This window comes from Salmonella sp. NW884 (genome assembly GCF_051700745.1).
Taxonomy (GTDB): Bacteria; Pseudomonadota; Gammaproteobacteria; order Enterobacterales; family Enterobacteriaceae; genus Salmonella; species Salmonella enterica.
In genome coordinates, this window is the sequence record NZ_JAMMDE010000007.1 from 139,568 (window position 1) to 159,548 (window position 19,981).

At 57.3% G+C, this 19,981-nt stretch carries 3 protein-coding genes and 1 pseudogene; all 4 read right to left on the reverse strand.

All coding sequences use genetic code 11. The features are described 5' to 3' along the window. Positions 1–47: 47 nt before the first annotated feature. Entirely contained in the window at positions 48–5,597 is a 5,550-nt protein-coding gene (gene shdA / locus NA197_RS16260) for a fibronectin-binding autotransporter adhesin ShdA (RefSeq protein WP_074181612.1), read from the reverse strand. A gap of 430 nt (positions 5,598–6,027) precedes the next feature. Next, positions 6,028–6,129, reverse strand: a pseudogene (locus tag NA197_RS16265) (IS1 family transposase); the annotation flags it as partial. Beyond that, on the reverse strand, positions 6,130–13,449 hold the full coding sequence (ratB, locus tag NA197_RS16270) for a DUF823/DUF824 repeat adhesin RatB (protein ID WP_064043293.1): 7,320 nt from the start codon (positions 13,447–13,449) through the stop codon (positions 6,130–6,132). A 111-nt stretch (positions 13,450–13,560) separates the two neighbouring features. Beyond that, entirely contained in the window at positions 13,561–19,953 is a 6,393-nt protein-coding gene (locus tag NA197_RS16275) for an adhesion domain-containing protein (RefSeq protein ID WP_079849418.1), read from the reverse strand. Between the last annotated feature and the right edge of the window lie 28 nt (positions 19,954–19,981).

A 19,981-nucleotide genomic window follows, 5' to 3' on the forward strand; every position in this document is an offset into this window, starting at 1 on the left:
TAGACTCAAAACCGGGCTGGGAATACCCGCCCGGTTTTGTCGCTCACTTACCAGTTATAGCGCAGATTGAGGCTACCGTTCAGATCGCCAAAGTCATTGCTGCCAGTCTGCCCGGCAACCTGAGCGCGAACGCTCCACTGCTTATCGATATCTGCCTGCAGACCCACTTTCAGCTCCGCACGGTTAGCCGGAAGATCCTGTTTCACCGTGGCATCATCAAACGATACCGACACATCATCGCTGGTGTGCAGCCAGTTGGCTTCAGCAAACGGCTGGATAACCGTACGGCTGCCTTTGTACAGCTTGCCGTCAACACGCAGACCCAGGCGCGTTGTCCAACTGTCGCCATCCTGACCGTCGATCCGGGTGCCGTAGTTATCCTTCACGCTATCCGCTGAGTAGTCCTGCCAGACAACCTGCGCCTGCGGCGTCAGACTGACCGTATTGCCGTTGTTAAGCGCAATATCGTAGCGATAGCCGGTTTCCAGCGAGACAGCGTTAGCGGTTGAATCGTAAGATTCAGAACCCGCATCACCGCTCTCTACGCTGTTGTTGTAGAAACCATATTGGTACCAGCTGTCGACATACGCGCCGCTATGCGTTTGGGCATCGGCAAACCAGGTGGCATAAACACCGAGGTTGTAGCCGTCTACGTTGCCGCTACTGGTGAACTGGCTACCGTCCGCGCCACGGTTACCGGTGCTGTCGGTATCGGCGTTGATGTAGCTCGCCATGACGCCAACGGTAACGCTCTGCTGGCCGTTGCCCCAGGCCAGAATATCGCCGCCTAGCTGGAACTGAGAGTAGTTGCTGTCCATATCGATATTGCCGCTGACAGCCTCTGATTCCGCTTTACCCGCTTTGAAGCGCGCCCAGACGCTGCCATCGGCGTTACGATACTGGCTGCCTTCGCGGTCATAGAGGGTCTGCATTTGCAGGTTGCGCGCCATCCACTGGTTGCCCATGTACGCGCCGATATCCGCACGGTACTGCGGTGCGACATCGCCGCCTCCGTTCGGAGGCGTGACATCGCCACCATCGCCGCCGTCGTCCGAAGGCGTGACATCGCCGCCATCGTCACCGCCATCCGAAGGCGTGACATCGCCACCGCTGTCGTCATCATCAGACTGTGCTTTTGACGCCAGATACCAGTCGTTGTCACTTTCATTCCAGTACAGACGGTAGGTATACAGACTGGCGTTTACCTCATTTTTTAACACAAACGCATCGCTGGTCGATACACCGCCAACATCCACCACTTCGATACCGTTAGTGGTCTGCGCCCCATCGCCGATGCCGTTGATGTACAGCTCGGTGGTGCCGGAGGCATCGCCGGTAATGACCAACTTATCGGTCGCCGAATCATCGTCGCCCAGGACGGTATTCAGGTAAAGCGAGCCGCCGTTGCCAGTGTAATTACCATCGACATAAAGCGTATTGCCAGGCGTGCTGGCGCTGCTACCGCTGGCGATCGTCCCCATGTTGATCAGATCGCCATTGAGGGTGAAGATGGCGCCTGTTTCGTCGCTGTCGCCAAAGACCAGCGTCCCTTCATTGGTCACCTTACCGTTAACGGTCGTACCATTGCTGCCGCCAAAGGTCGCCCCGGAGGCGATGTTCACCGCTTGCTGGCTGCCCATTTCACCGATCGTACCGTCCCCGGACAGCCACAGCGTGCCTTCCTGTACGTTAGTATCGCCGGTGTAGGTGTTCGCGCCGCTCAGCGTCAGTTTACCCGCGCCCAGTTTGGTCAGCGTTTTACCATCCCAGTCGCCGTTGCCGGTTTTATCGCCCAGTACGCTGGTGACTTCAAAGCTATCGCCTGTGCCCAGAGTGAAGGTGCCGTGTGCTGGCGTCGCTGACGTGGCGGTCGCATTCCAGCTCAGCCCTTCGGTAAGCAGGTATTCAGACTGGTCTTGAGGATTGATTGCTCCGGTTACGGTCAGATAGTCCGGCTTGTCGGTGAGGTTCATCGTCAGGCTGGTAAAGTCGCCGCTGATATCGCTGTCCATATCCATCAGTTTAAAGGACTGGAACTCCGCGTCGGAGGCGCGCGCTTGCAGGCTGGCGTCGCTGACGACCAAATCGCCGCCAAGCGTGGCGCTGCCACCGGTAATCAGCGGTTGCACTGAGTCACTATTCAGCTCAACGTTCAGCGTACTGCCATCTTCCTGAATTAACGCGCTGTCGCCGAGATCCAACGAGGTGCCGAGCGCCAGTTGGGTCGTCGCGCCGCTATGAGTGGTGATGCCGCCCGCCGCGCTGACTGCACCGTCTGCGTCCAGTACCAGCGTGGCGTTATTGTCCACCAGACCGGTGCCCAGCGCCATCGTGCTGGCGGTGATCAGTGTACCTTCATTGATTGTGGTGTTGCCGCTGTAGTCGTTGTCGCCGGAGAGGATCAGCGTGCCCGCGCCTTCTTTGGTCAGCGATTTACCGTCCCATGTGCTATTCGGATCAAGCGTGTCGTCAACGTCTGTCAGATTAGCCGCAACGTTAAAGTTGCCGTCAGGGTCACTTAGCGTAAAGGTGCCGTGGGCGTCAGTAGAAGCATTGTCTCTGTCCGCATACCAGGAGAGGGAGGCCGTCAGATCATAGTTGGTGTTGTCTGCTTCGTCGACTTTTCCGTCGATGGTCAGGAAGTCAACATCTTCGCTATTCATTCCCGCGACGGTCAGATCATTGAAATCGGTCGTAATGGCGCTGTCGCTGTCAATCAGCGTGTAGGTGTATGCCTCAGGCGTCCAGCTGTCTGTGACGTTGCCGATACCGGTGATGTTGAGCGTGCCGCCCAGCGTGACGCTGTCGGCGGTAATGGCGCTTTCACCGTTGGCCTTACTGAGGTCAATATTCAGCGTACTATCGGCTTGCTGAGTCAGCGAGTCGACGTTGAGCGTCGTACCTTTGGCCAGCTCAGTCGTTGCTCCAGACTGGGTCGTGACATTCGCAAGGTTGAATTCGCCCTCCGCGTCCAGCTTCAGCGTACCCGCGTTATCGACATCACCGCCGCCCAACGCGTTAACGTTGGCGGCAATCAGCGTGCCGTCAGTGATAGTGGTGGTGCCGGAATAGCTGTTATCGCCGCTTAACGTCAGCTCGCCCGTACCGGTTTTCACCAGCGAGCCGCTGCCGAAAAGCGTATTTTCCAGCTCACCCTCGCCGACCTGAAGCACGCCGTTGTTGGCAATAGTCCCGGTCCCCAGCGAATCCGCATGGTCAGCCGTCAGCGTGCCGCCGGTAATGGTGGTGCCGCCGGAGTAATCGTTATCGCCGTTTAACGTCAGCTCGCCTGTGCCGGTTTTCACCAGCGAACCGGTGCCGGAAAGCGTGTTTTCCAGCTCGCCTTCGCCGACCTGAAGCACGCCGCTGTTGGCAACAGCGCCAGTGCCCAGCGAATCTGCATGGTCAGCCGTCAGCGTACCGTCGGTAATGGTGGTGCCGCCGCTGTAGTTGTTATCGCCGGTCACGATCAGCTCATCGCTACCGCTTTTGACAATTTGGCCCTCGCCGGTCACGTTGTTATCCAGCGTGCCCTGGCTCAACTCAAGCTTTGCGTTTTCTGCGATGGCCACGTCGCCGCTGCCGAGCGCGGCGGCATCATTCGCAGACAGCGTACCGCCGTTAATGTTGGTATTGCCGTAGTCGTTCGCCGTGTTGCTGAGGATGAGCGTGCCATCGCCTTCTTTGAACAGCGTTTTACCGTCCCAGTTGGAGGTGGCCGCGATTTCATCCAGTTCGCTGGTGACGGTAAAGGTATCGCCTGCGTCAACGGTAAAGGTGCCGTGCGCAACGCGCGCAGATTTTGCGCCCGCGTACCAGCTCAGGCCCGTAGACAACACGTAGTTGGTATTATCATTCGCATCAACGCCCGCGTTGATCGTCAGGTAATCCGGCATAGCGGAGGTGTCGGCATCCAGCGTTACGCTGTCAAAATCGGTAGTAATCGCGGTTTGCGAATCAATTAGCGTGAACGATCCTAACTGCTCGTCGGTTTCGGGCGCGACAAAGGTGGCCGCTGAGCTAAGGTTCAACGTCCCGCCCAGCGTGACGTTGGCGGCTTTGATAATTGGCGAGCTGTTGGCGGTATCCAGCGTCGCGTTTATCTGGCTGCCGTCCTGCAAGGTCAGGGTATTGCCCACCGTCAGCAGCGTGCCTGTCGAACCGCTCTCGTTGTTCAGCGTAATGTCGCCGTTGTTGGTCAGGTTGCCGATGATTGACGAGTCGGTCATATTCCACTGGCTGGTATCGTCGAGCGACAGTGTAGTAAACATCGCATCTACACTACCGGTTAACGTGGAACCCTGGCTTAAAGACAGCGATGACGATGACATGTCACTCTGAACAACGTCACCGTTCAATGTCGTATTGTCGGCCTGAATGACCGCCTTGCTGCCCAGCTTGATCACTGCCGGCGCGTCAAATGCGCTATCGGTTAGCACGATAGGATCGTTAATCGTCGTGCCAGAGTCCACATGCAGCGCAATCGTCTCTGAATTAACCTGTGCTTTGTTAACCGTCAGCGCGTTGATATCATCATACCCACCGCTTTTACCTTTGCTTGTTATAAAGATGCCGTCGCCGTCGGCGTTGATGGTGGCGCCGTTAATATCCACGCTGGAGGCGAGGATTTTAATACCGATGCCTTTGGAGTTGATGGCCATCGAATCTTTATCGTCAGAGATGCTCACCGTTGAGGCGTTTTTCACCTCAATGGCGGCGCCTGTGGCATTATCGTGCGTGACGGTAGAGTTCGTAATATCAAGAACGCCCTTGTTGGACACAAGAAGCGTACTATCCGTACCCGTGGAGCTCATCGTGCTATCGGACACATTCAGCCAGGAGTTGTATGTCGTCTCGCCTACTACGCGCACCTGGCCGTTTGTCAGCGTGATTACGCTCCCGTCCTTAATGTTAAGCGTGCTACCTGATTGTGACACTATGCTGCTACGACTTTGCGTCGTTGCCGTAACGTTGGTGCCAATCAGGGCAGCCCATGACTCGCCAGAGAGGGTCAGGATGCCGTAATTACTTCCGATCTGGATGCTCCCGCCATTCAGCGTCATGCTGCTTTGCGCCTGGAGGTCGATACCTGCCGTGTAGGTTCCTTCCGTAGAGATCTGCGCCCCGGTCAGGTCAAGTGTTGCGCCCTTGTTGAGGGTAACTGCCGTGGCGATAGCATGAGTTCCCTGAACAGGATCGCCGCCGCCGTTGGTGTTAATCACGACATTTGTACCTGTACCCGACGTTGCCTGCCACCCCCCTTCGGGCGTTGCCAGGCCTTCGAGGTGCAGTGCAGAACCTTCACCAGTGCCTGAGTAGGAAATCGGCGAATCGGCACTCAGGTCGTGCTCGACCCCATCGGTGTATGACACCGGATTATCGGCGATGGCCAGCGGGCTGGCAAAGCCAAGCGCGGCAACAATTGCCAGGGCCAGCGCATGGTGTCTTGCCCATCCTGAATCAGGCTTTTTAATAGAAGGGGCGACTTCATTAGCGTGCGCCTGTATTTTAACTTTGCTGTGGCTTCGCGCCAGTTCTGAAGCTACGACATACATATTTCGCACGGCGCTCCAGACGATACTGTAGGTCCTGTTCAATTTTTAAATTTCCTTTTAATAACATTCACGAAGCAAACTTGATTTGATTGGCTGCAAATAACTTTTAAATGGTGTATATAAATGAGTTAAATAATAAATAACAAAAATATGATTCTATGAATGGTCGCTGTCATCTGTAACAATGTATTATCAAAGACAAATTATTAACTAATTTCAAGCCTTATTTCAATACCAGGTCAGCCTCTGGTTAATTTATAATTAATATGAATATATTTATCTATTTAATAAATATTTATATTATGAATAACATTTAATAATTTCATATATTGAGATAAATAGATACGTGAGATAAAAGGTGTGATTATCATGCGACACCTGGTGTTACTTTAAATATAGGTAGCGCCAGATGCCGGGTTACAGAAGGGAAACGGCGCATCTACACACCAGCGGCAAACGGTGATGACTCCAATTAGCAGAACATATACTTTTCAATGAATGCTCCGATCACTTTTTCATGAAGCTCAATTGAACGTGAAAAACAAATTATTTTTCGTGCCAGACGCTTAATACGTTACTCCACGCACGTCGCATAACCTGCTGTACTTGCCGGCTGAATGGCGCAGTTTTGCTGCTTAGTATTCTCATCCACGCCGCAATACATGCCGCCGCCCGAGGTTGATTTAGATAAATAGGGATAGCCCAGCGTCGGCCAGCCTAACGAGCTAATTGAATGATACAGCGTCAACAGGTCGTTATTATCCGGTGCTTTGCTCAGGCTACCGCACTGTTTAGCAATATCCCATTTAGTGTTGTCCACCGTATGCGTCATCGCCCAGTACTCGTTATTTGCATGAACTCCGTTGGTAAATACTGGCGTCACGCCTGACGGTAGCTCAGCCTGCAGCCACGGACGATGCAGCGTTTTTCCGTTGACGGATGTCGTATCCGACATATTTCCCCAGAACAACGCTTTATCCGTATCCGGGCTGGTAAGTACCATAAAAATCACATCCAGTGAGGCGTGAAGAGCCGTATTGTCCGTCAGTTTCACCGTGAGTGGCGTTTTTAACCCCAGACTTTTATCCTGATTAAGCGTAAACGTTGCCGTACCGTCGCTGCCGGTAGTGCCGGTAAAGACAATCCCGGTGGTGGTCATACTTCGGCTGGCGCTTGCGGGAGTCAGCTCTTTAAGCATGAGATCATCTGCTCCGGCATCCGCTGCCACGTCGCCATCCGTTACCACCGTACCTGCCCGATTTTTCGAATCGCCACGTGACAACGTAAAACCGACGTTGGCGACCGGGTTACCGCTGCTATCTTTTACCGTCACCGTTAACGGCATCGCGCTTCCCTTCTCCACTACCGCCGCGTTTTTCGCGCTGTCCATCGCCGTCGAGGTCAGCGTAATACTGGCAGGAGTAGACGTATGCGGCTCGACCAGACACACCTGCGCGCCAGACACGCTCGTGGAACTGGTGTGGCCTTTGGCGCCGGTATCCAGCCGCAGATACTGGTAATACCCGGTTCCAGGCTCCTGGTCCACCGCCAGCCAGCTTTTACCCGCCCCTACCGGCCAGCCGAATGCCGTATTGAGAGCGCTGTCTGGATGGTCGCTATACAGCGTTTGCAGGTCATTAAACAACGGCTGATATGCCGCATCACAGGTGGTCGCGCCCGCTTTCTGGGTGTTCGCGATAGTCACCAGAGGCCATGTTTCGTTATTGTAATAGTAGGTGCCGCTATTCGACGTCATCTCCGCAGCCAGCAGCGGGCGGTGGAATTTCACCCCCGCGCTGTTGGCCGCCGTTTCCGGCATATGGCCCCACATTTTGGCTTTATCGCTGTCCGGGCTGGTAATGACGGTAAAAATGACATCCATATTGCTGACGGTCGGCGGATTGTCGGACAGCATCGCCTGCAGCGCTGTTTTCAGGCCGGGGGTATTATCCTGCGTCAGCTCAAACTGCACCCTGCCGCTCTCATCCGTAGTGCCATACCAGTACCAGAGCTGCTCCCCGGAATAGTGGTAGGCAAATACTTTAGCATCCGCTGGCGGCGCAATCGGCGTTAACAGCATGTCGCTGTTGTTGGTGCTGTCACTACCGCCAGCCCGGTTTTGCGAATAGTTTCCTCGCCCCAGCCGAATGGGCACGTTGGGCTGCGGCGTGCCGGCGCCGTCCGTGACGGTCACCGTCAGCGGGATTTTATCCCCTTTTTTCGCCAGCGCGGCGGATTTTTCGGCATTCATGGCGCTGGAGGTCAGCGCTATCGCCAACACCCTGCGCTTCGCCAGACAGAGCTGCGCCGTTGAGGTATTCGTATTTGTGACCTGCGTAACGCCGTTATTTAGCCTGATATACTGGAAATTATTCGTCGAGTGCGTATCGTTGACTTTCGAATCCCCTGCTCCCCAGTATTTCCCCGCGTCTACAGGCAACCCAAAGGCGGCCGTTAGTCCACCATTCGGATAGTCGTTATACAACGTTTTTAAATCATCCAGCGTCGGCAATCCCAACCGATCGCACGGGCTGGCGGAGTCCTGATACAGGTTTGGATAGCGGTTCCAGGTGTACCAGAGCTCATTATTTGACAGGAAGGACGTGGTATCCGTCGTTGAAGAAAGCTCGGCGCGCAGCAGCGGCCGCGTAAACTCAACGCCCTTACTGTTGGTAAAGGTTTCCGGCATATGGCCCCAGTATGAGGCCTTGTCGCTATCCGGGCTGGTGATAACGGTAAAGATAGCGTCTTTGCTGTCTGTCAGGTTGCTGCCGTCCATCGTGGCGGCGCTGATGGTGGTCTTTAAACCTGCGGTACTGTCCTGCGCAAGGGTAAATGTCACCTGTCCCTGGGCATCGGTTTGCGCATACAGATATTTCGCGGAGGTATCCAGCAGGTATGTCGCCGGGCCGGACGGCATCACATTACGCAGCGTAATATCGTCTGCAGCGCTTGAGGACGATGTGGCGCTGTTGACGCGGTTGTACGAAGATCCCCGGCTGATTTTCACCATCACGTTTTTCATCGGCTGACCTGCGGCGTCTTTCACCGTGACGGTGGCGGCCATCTGCTCGCCCTTTTTCGCTTTTGCGATCCCGGTGGCTGCATCCTGGCCTGCCAGCGTCAGCGTCAGGCTGGCGGCGGCGCTGCGTGGCGAGGTAAGGCAGGTCTGCATATAGTACGTCGTGGTGCTGGTCGTCGTTTTGACATCATTGCCGTCGTTAAACAGGTTGACCGCCGCGTAGAGCGACTGCGCGCCGTCTGACGACATCACGTAATCCCCCGCCCACCAGTAGCGGCTGACGTTATTGTTGCCAGAACTGGTCATCGGCCAGCCGTTACGGCTGCGCATGGCGTTATCAGGCCAGGTACTGTACAGCGTCTGGAGGTTGCTGACGGTGGGCAGATAATTGCGCCCGCAGCCGCCGCCGGCGCCGGCGCCGTTCCAGGCTTTATCGACGGTTATCATGCCCCAGGTTTCGCCTTTGTCGTAGTAACCGTTGGCGATGGTCAGCGATTTGCCGGGCGTGACGCTGAACTCGCTGGCCAGCAACGGGCGCTTGTACACCACGCCGCTGCTGTCGGTCAGCGTTTCCGCCATATGGCCCCAGTAGTTGGCTTTCGGCGTGTCCGGGCTGGTGACGACGGTAAAAATGACCGGTAGCGGCGCGCTCGTTACGCCGTTGTGCTCTATCGCCGCCGTCAGCGGCGTTTTAAAGCCCGCGCCGCTGTCCTGGCTGATATTCAGCGTCAGCGTGCCGTCAGCGCCGGTGGCGGTGTAATATTTAACGCCGCTGCTACGCCCGTCGCTGTGGTTTATCTGTATCTCCGCCGCCGACGCGCTATTCACTTCCTGATTCGCGCGCCCAACGCTGTCGCCGCGCGTAAAGATAACCGGCGTGTCGGCGGCCAGGTTGCCCTGGGCGTCCCGCGTGGTGATGATGACCGGAATGGTCTCGCCGACTTTCGCTTTGGCAAAGCCGTCGCTGTCGTTATACACAGGCGAAGTGAGCGTTATCTGCGTCGCCGCCGGATGGGCGTTTTGCAGGCAGACAAAATAGAGTTGTTCATTCCACAATAGCGAACCGACGCCGCCATCGCGCAGATTAATCGACTTAACGTAGCGGTTTTCCGTACTCCTGCTCAAATCGGCGGTGTTGTCCTGGTAGTTTTTACCGTCCAGCGGCCAGCCCTGCTGCGTATTCATGGCGCCGCCGGGCCTGGCGTCGTACAGCGATTGCAGATCGGCAAGTGTCGGTACGTATCCCGCGCCACAGGCGTCGTTCGCCGCCTCAAAATCCACGGTTCCCCAGGTTTCGTTGTTTTCCGTATTGTCGCCGTGGGTAAAGCCGCTGGCGATTTCAGCCGATAATAGCGGGCGCTTAAACACCACGCCGTTGGCCGCCGTGGTCGTTTCCGGCATATGGCCCCACATTTTGGCTTTGTCGCTATTAGGGCTGGTGACCACGGTAAAAATAGTGTCGATGCTGGCCGTCGCGCTGGCGTTATCGTACAGCGCCGCCGCAATCGCGACTTTCGTCCCGTGGGCATCCGGGCGGGTGACGTTGATGATTTTGCTGCCGTTTTCACCGGTCATGCCGCCGATTTTGGTGGCGGTGTCGTTGAGCGAATCGCCGTCAATCACTACCGCCGAGACGATGCCGTCGCCGCTGCCGGCGATATGTTTTTCCCCCTGACGGGTGTAGCCGTCGCCGCGGCTGAGCACGAACGGCGCTTGCGGCAACGGATTGCCGCTGGCGTCTTTTACCGTCACTTTGAGCTGGAGCGTATCGCCCTTTTTCACCTTCACCGCGTGTTCGCTGTTCTCGTCATACCACAATGACGTATTCACCGGCTCAATGGTGATGGAGGCTGCCGTCGGGTTATCGCTGGCAAGGCAACTGACGTAATCGGATGCGCCAGCGCCGCCCGGAAATTCGCTACCGTTAGAAAGCGCTATCAGTTTCCACGTGGTGGCGCTTTGCCAGGTGGAGGTCCAGTAATTAATCAGTACCGGCCAGCCGTGCGTGCTGTTGATAGCCCCGTCGCGGTTAGCGGCGTAAAGCGCCTCCAGTTGATCGGCGCGCGGCAATCGGTTAGCGGCGCAGCCGCCCGCCGCCGTATTGCCTACCGCATCGGCATGGGTAACGCGCGCCCAGCTCTCGTTAGCCTCGGTTTGGGTGCGGGTAGCGGCAACCTCTGTTGCCAGTTTCGGCCGCTCAAAGGTCATATCGCCCACCGTGATGGCGTCGGACATATGGCCCCACATTTGCGCCTCCGGCGTATCGGGGCTGGTGGGAACGGTAAACTTCACGCTGCGGTTAACGGGCGTGGTGATCAGCGAGTTAACCGGCAGTACGGTCAGCGGCGTCAGCAAGCCGACGCCCTGCGGCTGTTCAATGACCAGCGTGGCGTTACCCTCGGCATCGGTCATGCCCTGGTACGTCATCGACGCCTGGGAAGAGCCGAAAGACGCTCCGCCCATCACCAGCGCTCCGTCGCTGGGATCGGTAAAGCCCGTGGTGGCGTTGGCGCGATTTTTACCGTGCGACATGGTGACGGTAAAGCTGGCGTTGGGCACGCTTAACCCGTTCATCGCGTTGACGGAATGGACGTTCATCGTAATTTTTTCGCCCACTTTGGCTACCGCATTACGTAACGACTCGTTGCCATCAAAGTACACGTCCAGGCTGGTCACCAACTCGTTACCGGAGCAGGAGAGATAGTTCGGTTCAGCGCCGCTGAACAGGCTGTCCGCGCCGGTCGCCAGGTTAACGTGCGCAGTGGTGGAACCATCGGTATCCGCCGCAATATAGCTATGTTTCTGTGTCGGCCAGCCGTAAGTCGTTTCCATCGTATTGCCGGAATGGGCTTCATACAGCGTATCCAGCAGCAGTTGTCCCGGCACCTGGCCTGCGCCGCACTGGTTTGTCGCCGCCGTCACGGAGTTAAACGTGGCCCAGTACTCGTTATTCTCAAATTCGGAACCGGTATCCTGCGCGGCCTCTTCCGCCAGCAGCGGACGTTTGTAGATATTGCCCGCTTCCACCACGCCCTGCATATGGCCCCACATACGCGCCTGCGTCACGTCCGGGCTGGTGACGACGGTAAAAATCACGTTCTGCGTCGCTTCCGTGCCGTCGAACAGCACCACGCGCACCGGGGTTAATACGCCAGCGCCCTTGTCCTGGGTCAGCGCCAGCGAAAACTGGCCATTTGCATCGGTGATGCCGTGATAGTGACCGTCGCCGCCGTCCAGATTGGTGATGACTACCGGTTCATCCGTCCACTGATGCGCGGCATCAAGATCGGCGTTCTTCTGATTCTGGCGATTTTGCTCGTCGCCCAGGTAGACATTAAAGTAGCGATAAGGCAGCGGTTTATTGGTGGCGCTGTCGGTGACGGCGATCTTCATGTTGATCTCTTCGCCCACCTTCACTTTCGCCGCGTTGGCCGTCGAATCAAAATTATCGGTGCTAATCACTAATTTCGGCGTGACCGCAGGCGAGGCTTTATCCACACAGCTCACCAGCGATTGCGTGGCGTCCGGCATCTGCGTAAGGGCGCGGCTGCGCATATCAATGCTGATGTGGTCAGTTGCGCTCGCCCCCTGTGAGGAGGACCAGTACTCTTCGTCACCGGATGTCACCCCCACCGGCCAGCCGAGAGTGGTGGCTAAATCGCCGCGCTCGATTTTTAACCCTTCCAGTTGGCGCGCATCCGGCAGAATATCGCAGTGTTTATCCGCATGGCCCCAGGTGAACTGCGCCCAGTTTTCATTGTTGATACTGGCGGTGCGGTCTTCACCGTCGGTTTCCGCCGCCAGTTTGGGGCGGTCAAAGGTGTAGCTTGCGCCGTCCACCGTGGCGGTGGAACTGTCCGCCATATGGCCGTACATGTTGGCGCTGCTGCTGTCCGGGCTGGTGAGGGTGGTAAAAATCACATCCGCGCTGGCTTTCAGCGCAGGCGCGTTCGACGGGTGCGCCATCAGCGGGGTTTTAACGCCCGGCCCGTTAGCCTGGGTGACGGTCACCGTCGCCACCCCTTCCGCGTTGGTCGTGCCGTGGTATTCGGTGGCAGTGGTGGTGAGTTCGGTGTTGCCGACGCGTACCGGCGCGGTATTGTTCACCACGCCCTGGCGGTTTTGCGCATCGCCGCGGGTAATCACAAACGCGATATTGCCCGCTGGCTCACCGTTACAACCTTTGGTATTCACCGTCAGCGTGATGCTTTCGCCCGCTTTCACCTTCGCGGCGTTAAGCGACTCATCCAGATGATCGGCGGTAAGGGTTACCGGGTCACCCACGGCGGGCGCGATATCCACGGCAAACTTTTGTTCAAGCACTTCGACCGCCGTGTTATAAGGCACGCCGGTGCGGGTAAGCAACCACAGCGGCGGCATAGCGGTTGAGGTATCCAGTTGCGACCAGACTACCAGATGGCGGCCTGCCATATTTTGCTCACAGAACGTCAGGTTTGCCGACGGTTGCGGAGACAGCGGCGTCTCCGGCGTGGCGGCGTCGGCCCATACCAGCGTGACGGAGGGTATCCGTTCACTCTGCCAGACCAGCGGCGGCTCGGCGAAAATATCGCCTTCGGCATCGCGCGGATTGGTTAAGGTCAGCGCGCTGCCGACATCACTGGTGCTGAACTGGCTGGGTTTCGCGGAATAATCGACGGGATTCGCTGCATCAGATCGCAACTGAACGCTGCCCTGATAAACCGGGATCGTCACGCCATCAGCCAGCGGCGGCGTGCCGTTAATGGCGGCAGTTGAGACGTCAGGCTCCTGCCATGGGGTGCTGCTTTGCGCCGCCTGGGCAAAAAAAGCGGTAACACAAAACAGACATGCCTGTAGCCCGGATAAAAGACGGGTATTCGTTTTCAGTTTCAATGCAGCACCTGGAATACATCCCTTTCTGACTATTCATTCCATCGGCGGTAAAAATGCGAAACGTTTCACTACCGGTACCAACGACAATTTACCGAAACCCAACCATCCCGATCACGGCTGTACAAGACAGGCGGCATAGCCTATCGTGAAATCGTTGTTGGTGGTCGGGCAATGTGTTGTGCCCCCTTTCGCTAACGAAACCCGGCAATAATTATACGTCCCAGGCGTACTGCTAACATAAGGCAACGAGATTGTCGGCCATCCGTTAGCGACTGCTATCTGCTCATCGCGCATTTTTTCCAGCACGCCTTTTGCCGGGAACCCGGCCACCCCGCCACAGTTCTTGCTCATATCATAGATAGTGCCATCGGCTTTCGTATAAACCGAAACCCAGGTTTCGTTATTTTCTTTCCGGCTATCCGTCGCGCCAGCAGGCGCTTCTTTCATTAACAAGGGTCGATGCAGCGTCACGCCATCAACCGTCAGCGTATCCGGCATATGCCCCCAGAACTCCGCGTAACTGGAGTCCGGGCTGGTAATCACGGTAAAGATCACGCCCAGCACGGTGTTGGTTGATTGCGTGACGTCCCCCGTCGCGCTGGCCGTCAGCTCGGTTTTTAGCCCCACACTGCCGTCCTGGTTCACCGTAAACGTTGCCGTCCCGTCAGCCCCCGTGACGCCGCTAAACACATTGCCGGAAGAGGTCATTGATTTCGTTGTCGGCGACGGCGTCAGTTCCTGCAACGTCAAATCGTCTGCTGTAGTATTCCACGTATATTTAATGTCGAGGCGATCATTCGCATCGCCCCGTTTCAGGGTGAACGGTTCATTCGCTATAGGAACGCCCGCGCGGTTTTTCACCGTCACCGTCAAGGGAATAGCCTCGCCTTTTTTCGCCACCGCCGCGCCTTTCTCCGCATCCATCGCCGTCGAGGTTAGCGTAATGGAGGCAGGGACATTACGCGCATTGACCAGGCAGGCCTGCAGGCTGGTGGAGGTTGGCGCCGATATCTGACCGGTTTTCAGGTTTATCGCCTGGTGTGCTTTCGAGCTATTCAGATCGGCAGACCACCAGAGTTTACCGGTTTTCACCGGCCAGCCGAATTGATCCTCCAGCGCGCCGTCAGGATAGAGTTGCTGTAGCGCCTTTAAGTCATTCATCAGCGGCATATACTCAAAGTCGCACGCAGACTGGCCTGCCGTATACGTCTGTACGCCGGTCGGCGCCGCCCATTTTTCACCGTTCACGGTGATGTAGTTGACGCCCGACGGCGCTTCCGCCTGCAAATGCGGGCGCTGGTAGCGAAGGCCGTCCGGCCCTTCCACGGTTTCCGGCATATGCCCCCAGTAGTTGGCGCTGGCGGCGTCCGGGCTGGTAAGGACGGTAAATATCACGTCTTTACTGTCCGTTGCTGAAATGTCATCCGCGACGGTGGCGCGGATGGGCGTTTTAAGACCCATGGTATTATTTTGCGACACGCTAAACGTCATTTGCCCCTGGGCGTCCGTTTGCGCATACATATATTTATCCACCGTCCCCAGCAAGTACGGATCTGTACCGGAAGGCTGGATATTACTTAAGGTAATATCGTCCGCGTTGTTGGTGGTGTACACGCTCCCCGCACGCGTCAGCGCATCGCCGCGCGTGATTTTCACCGTCGCGTTGCTAACCGGCTGCCCGGCAGCGTTCGTTACCTTCACCGTCATGGGGATCGTTTCGCCTTTTTTCGCCACGGCCGCCGATTTGTCCGCGTTCCAGGCGTCCGTAGAGAGCGCGATATTCATCTGGCGCGGTTTGGTCAGGCAGAGCTGGTAATAGTAATTACCCGGCGTTCCCGACATGGAGCCATCTACGCCCGTATTGAGATCGATATACTGCCAGTTAATGGTTTGACCTTGCAGCCGGCTGTCGCCCGCCCACCATTTCTTCTTGACGGGTAAGCCTATGTCGGTCGTGACCTTGCCGCTGGGGTGATCGCGGTACAGCGCCTGGAGATCCGCCAGCGTGGCCATCTGATTTATCGAACAGGCGCCATAATTACCGGTATCAAAATTATTCACTATAGGCCAGTTTTCATTTGTGTCGGCATAGCTCTTCACACCTAACGTCGACGCCAGCTCGCTATACAGCAGCGGGCGCTTAAACTCCGCGTCGTTGCTGGCGATGAAGGTTTCCGGCATATGACCATACATATTGGCCTGCGGGCTGTCCGGGCTGGTCACGGTGGTGAACACGACCGGCAGCGCCGAGGTTACCGTCGGCATGTCGGTCAGGGCTGCGGTTATCACGTTTTTCACCCCCGGCCCTGCGGCCTGCGTCAGCGTGAGAACCGCCGTGCCGTCCGCGCCGGTGGCACCGTAAATAGTGTAGCCATTATAGTAGAACTGTTGCGCCGAACCGGTGGGCGGCGCCAGCATCATGTTAGTGCTGCCGGTAAAGGTATAGCTGGTGTTGCGCGCCGTCCCGGCGTCGCGTATGAGCGAAAATGGCGTATAAGGCACCGGGTTGCCCGCCGCATCGGTGGTGGTGATCACCAGCGGAATCGAGTCGCTGTTTTTTGCCTTCACCGCCTGGATATCGCTATCCGTCGCCAGCGTAGAAGTGAGCGTAATCTGCCCGGCCAGGGGCTGCGGCGTCGCGGCGCAAATCTGGTATTGCCTGTCGCTATCACTATTATTGTTGACCTTCCGGTGCGCATCATCATTCAGATCGACCGTGTAATAGTCATAGGATGGCACTCCAGGGGTGAGCGTCCCGGCGTTTGTGCCGCTCCAGTAAGATTGGATGATCGGCCAGCCCTGGGCGGTTTTTATCGCTCCGTTCGGGTATTTGCTGTACAGCGAATCCAGTTGCTCAACGGACGGAAAATACCCCTTGGGGCAGGCTTCCGGGCTAACGGTTTTGGTCGTATTCGGCCCATAGAACACCACCCAGCGTTCGTTGTCTTCCGGGTACTCCGCAGCACCGGTCTTGCTGGCCAGTTCATCGTAGAGCGACGGGCGCTTGTACACCGCGCCATCCGCAGCCGTCAGCGACGGCGTCATATGCCCCCACATGCGGGCGACGCTGACATCCGGGCTGGTGACAACGGTAAAGATGGTGTCGATGCTGGCGCTCACGGCGGCATTTTCATACAGCGTGGCGGTAATGGCCGTGCGGGTGCCGTGGGTGTCCGGGCGGGTGACGCTGATGATGCGGGTGCCGTCAAGGCCGGTCTGCGACCCCATTTTGGTGGTGGTCCAGGCCAGCGATTCGCCGTCGATCACCACGGGCGTCACGATATTTTGCAAATCGGCGCCGTCCAGGGCGGTGTACTTTTCCCCTTTGCGATCGTAGCCGTCGCCGCGGGTGAGCACAAACGGCGCTTCCGGCACCGGTTTGCCGCTGGCGTCCTTCACCGTCACCTTCAACTGTAGGGTATCGCCCTTTTTCACTTTCAGCGCATGGACGCCGCTGCCGTCGTACCACTGCGACGGATCGACCGGTTCAATGGTGATGGCGGCTGGCACCGGGTTATCGCTGGCCAGGCAACTGGTGTAAACCGAGGTGTTGCTGCCCGGAAATTCACTGCCGCTCGCCAGCGCGATCAGTTTCCAGGTGGTGGCGCTCTGGTAGGTGGACGACCAGTAGTTAATTAAGGTTGGCCAGCCCTGAATACTTTTGATCGCGCCGCCGCTGTTGGCGCTGTATAACGCTTCAAGCTGGTCGATACGCGGCAGGCGGTTCGCCGCGCAGCCGCCCGCATCCGGGTTGCCCGCCGCAGCGGTGTGGTCGACGCGCGTCCAGGTTTCATTATCCTCTTCCTGCGTACGCAGCGGATTATTCACTTCATCCGCCAGTTTTGGCCGTTCAAAGGTCCAGTCGCCGACGGTAATAGTGTCGGCCATGTGGCCCCACATTTTGGCTTTTGCCGTATCCGGGCTGGTGGCGACGGTAAACTTGACGCTGCGGGAAACCGGCGTGCTGATTAATGAATCGACGGGCGCGACGCTTAACGGCGTCAGCAGCCCCACGCCTTTATTCTGGGTGAGGATAATGGTCGCATCGCCGTTGGCGTCGGTGATCCCGTGGTAGACCTGGCCGGCAACGTAGCCCACACCGTCAAACTGCATCTCGCCGTTGCTGGGGTCGGTAAAGCCGGTCGACTGCCCGTCGCGCCGCTTGCCGTTCGCCATGGTGATGGTGAAGTCGGTATTCGCAATCGCCATGCCGTTGAGGGCGTTGGCCGAATGAATATTCAGCTTAATCTGTTCACCCACTTTGGCGACCGCATCGCTGTTTTTGGTCATCGGATCGTCGTTGAAGTAAACTTCAAGCACCGCCACCATTTCATTGGCCGAGCAGGTCAGGTAGTTCGGCTGATTGGTAAATTTGTTGCTGTCGCCGTTTGCCAGGTTGACGTGTACCGTTCCCGAGGCGTCGCTGTCCGCAGCGATGAAGTAGTCTTCGGTCGGCCAGCCGTGTTCGCTTTCCATCTTGCCGCTGGGGTGCTCGCTGTATAAATGCGCCAGCGATGACTGATCCGGCACCTGGCCGACGCCGCACTGCGCGGTGGCCGACGCCACGGAGTTAAACGTCGCCCACTCTTCGTTGTTTTCGTCGAACTGGCCGTCTTTATGGCTGGCTTCCACCGCCAGCAGCGGGCGCTTATACAGGTTGCCGGCATCCACCACGCCGCGCATATGGCCCCACATGTTGGCGCCGTCCACGTCCGGGCTGGTGATTACGGTGAAAATGACGCTAAAGGGCAGCTCGACGCTGCCGCCTTCATCGTCCGGCATCACGATGCGGATGGGCGTCTCAACCCCCATGCCGCTGTCGTGCTGTAGCGTCAGGTGCGCCTGACCGTTGACGTCGGTCACGCCGGTATAGTGTTCCGGCGACGAGGCGCGCATATCTTCGGAGCTGACGGTAACCCGCTGGTTATCCCACGCGTCCTGATGCTCCCCTTTGCGGTTTTTCGCCGGATCGATAAACAGCTCCATGTAACGGTAAGGCAGCGGTTTTTGCGTGTCTTTATCGACCACGGTCATGACCAGATCAATCGATTCCCCCACCTGCGCCTTATAAGGCCCTTCCGGGGAGAGGGTAATCTGCGGGTGCGCCGCGGGCTGGGCCTTGTCCACACAGCTAACCAGCAGCGTATCGCTGTTGGGCGCCCTGACGACCGACGCGCTGTTCATATGCACGGCAGCGTGGTAGTTGCTCATCTGATCTTTGGTCGACGACCAGTATTCCGCATCGCCCGACGCCGGCCAGCCGGTGTACGTTGCCAGCGTACTATGCGCATGTCTTAGCGCCACCAGTTGTTCGGCGTCCGGCAGAACGTCGCAATGGTTATCCGCGCCGCTCCAGGTAAACTGCGCCCAGGTTTCGTTAGTATCGTTGACGCTTTCGTCAGCGTTACCCGCCTCCACCGCCAGCTTCGGTCGAGTGAAAGTGTAGGTCGCGCCGTTCAGCGTGGCGCTGGCGCTCTCCAGCATGTGGCCGTACATGTTGGCCTGGGCGGTGTCGGGGCTGGTGATGGTGGTGAAAATAACGTCCACGCCGTCCGTCAGCGTAGGATAACTTTGCGAAGCGACGATAAGATGCGTTTTTACGCCGGGGCCTTCATCCTGCGTCACCACCACAGTGGCTTTACCCTCGGCATCGGTGACGCCGCGATACTCCGTTTGCACGGTCGTTAGCTCGGTATCGCCAACGTGCACTGGATTAGTGTTATTGACCACACCCTGACGGTTTTTGGCATCCTCACGGCGGATGACAAACGGCGCATTTTTCACCAGTTTGCCATCACACCCTCTGGTCGTGACGGTGAGGGTGATGCTCTCTCCGACTTTCACTTTTGAGGCTTCAAAGCTGGCATCAACATGATCGCCGCTGACCGACACGGGATTGCCTACTGCCTGGGCAATATTGACAGTCACTTTCGGGCTGAGCAGCGGGATGGCCGCATTATTCGGCACGCCGGTGTGAGTATAGAGCCACAGCGCGGGGACGGTCGTTTCATCGTCTGGCTGCGGCCAGACAACCAGTTTCCGTCCGGCCAGGTTCTGGGCGCAAAAGGTCTGGTTAGGCGTCGGCTGCGGCGAAAGCGGCGTGTCGGGCGTGGCGGCATCGGCCCATAACAGGCCCACGCTCGGCGGCTGTTGATTTTCCCAGGCAATGGTCGGCGGATCGCTAAAGAGATCGCCTTCGGTATCGGTGGAATTGACCGCACGCATCGAGGTTGAGGTGGCATCCGCGCTAAAATCGCGCGGCATGGCGGTAAACGCAACATCGTAGGTTTTGGTCGGGTCAAGCAGCATACTTCCCTGATACACGGGAATAATCGCGCCGTCGGCGCGGGGCACGGTGCCGTTAACTGCGGCAGTGGCTGAGTTCAACTCTTGCCATGTCCCGCCTTTCAGTAAGGCCTGCGCAGGGGCGATCGACGCTACAAACATGATCAGTAATGTCAGTAAGAAATGTACAACTTTATTCACTTGCCGATTCCTGTCCATGAGCGATAGCCACCCGTTTTCATTCTCT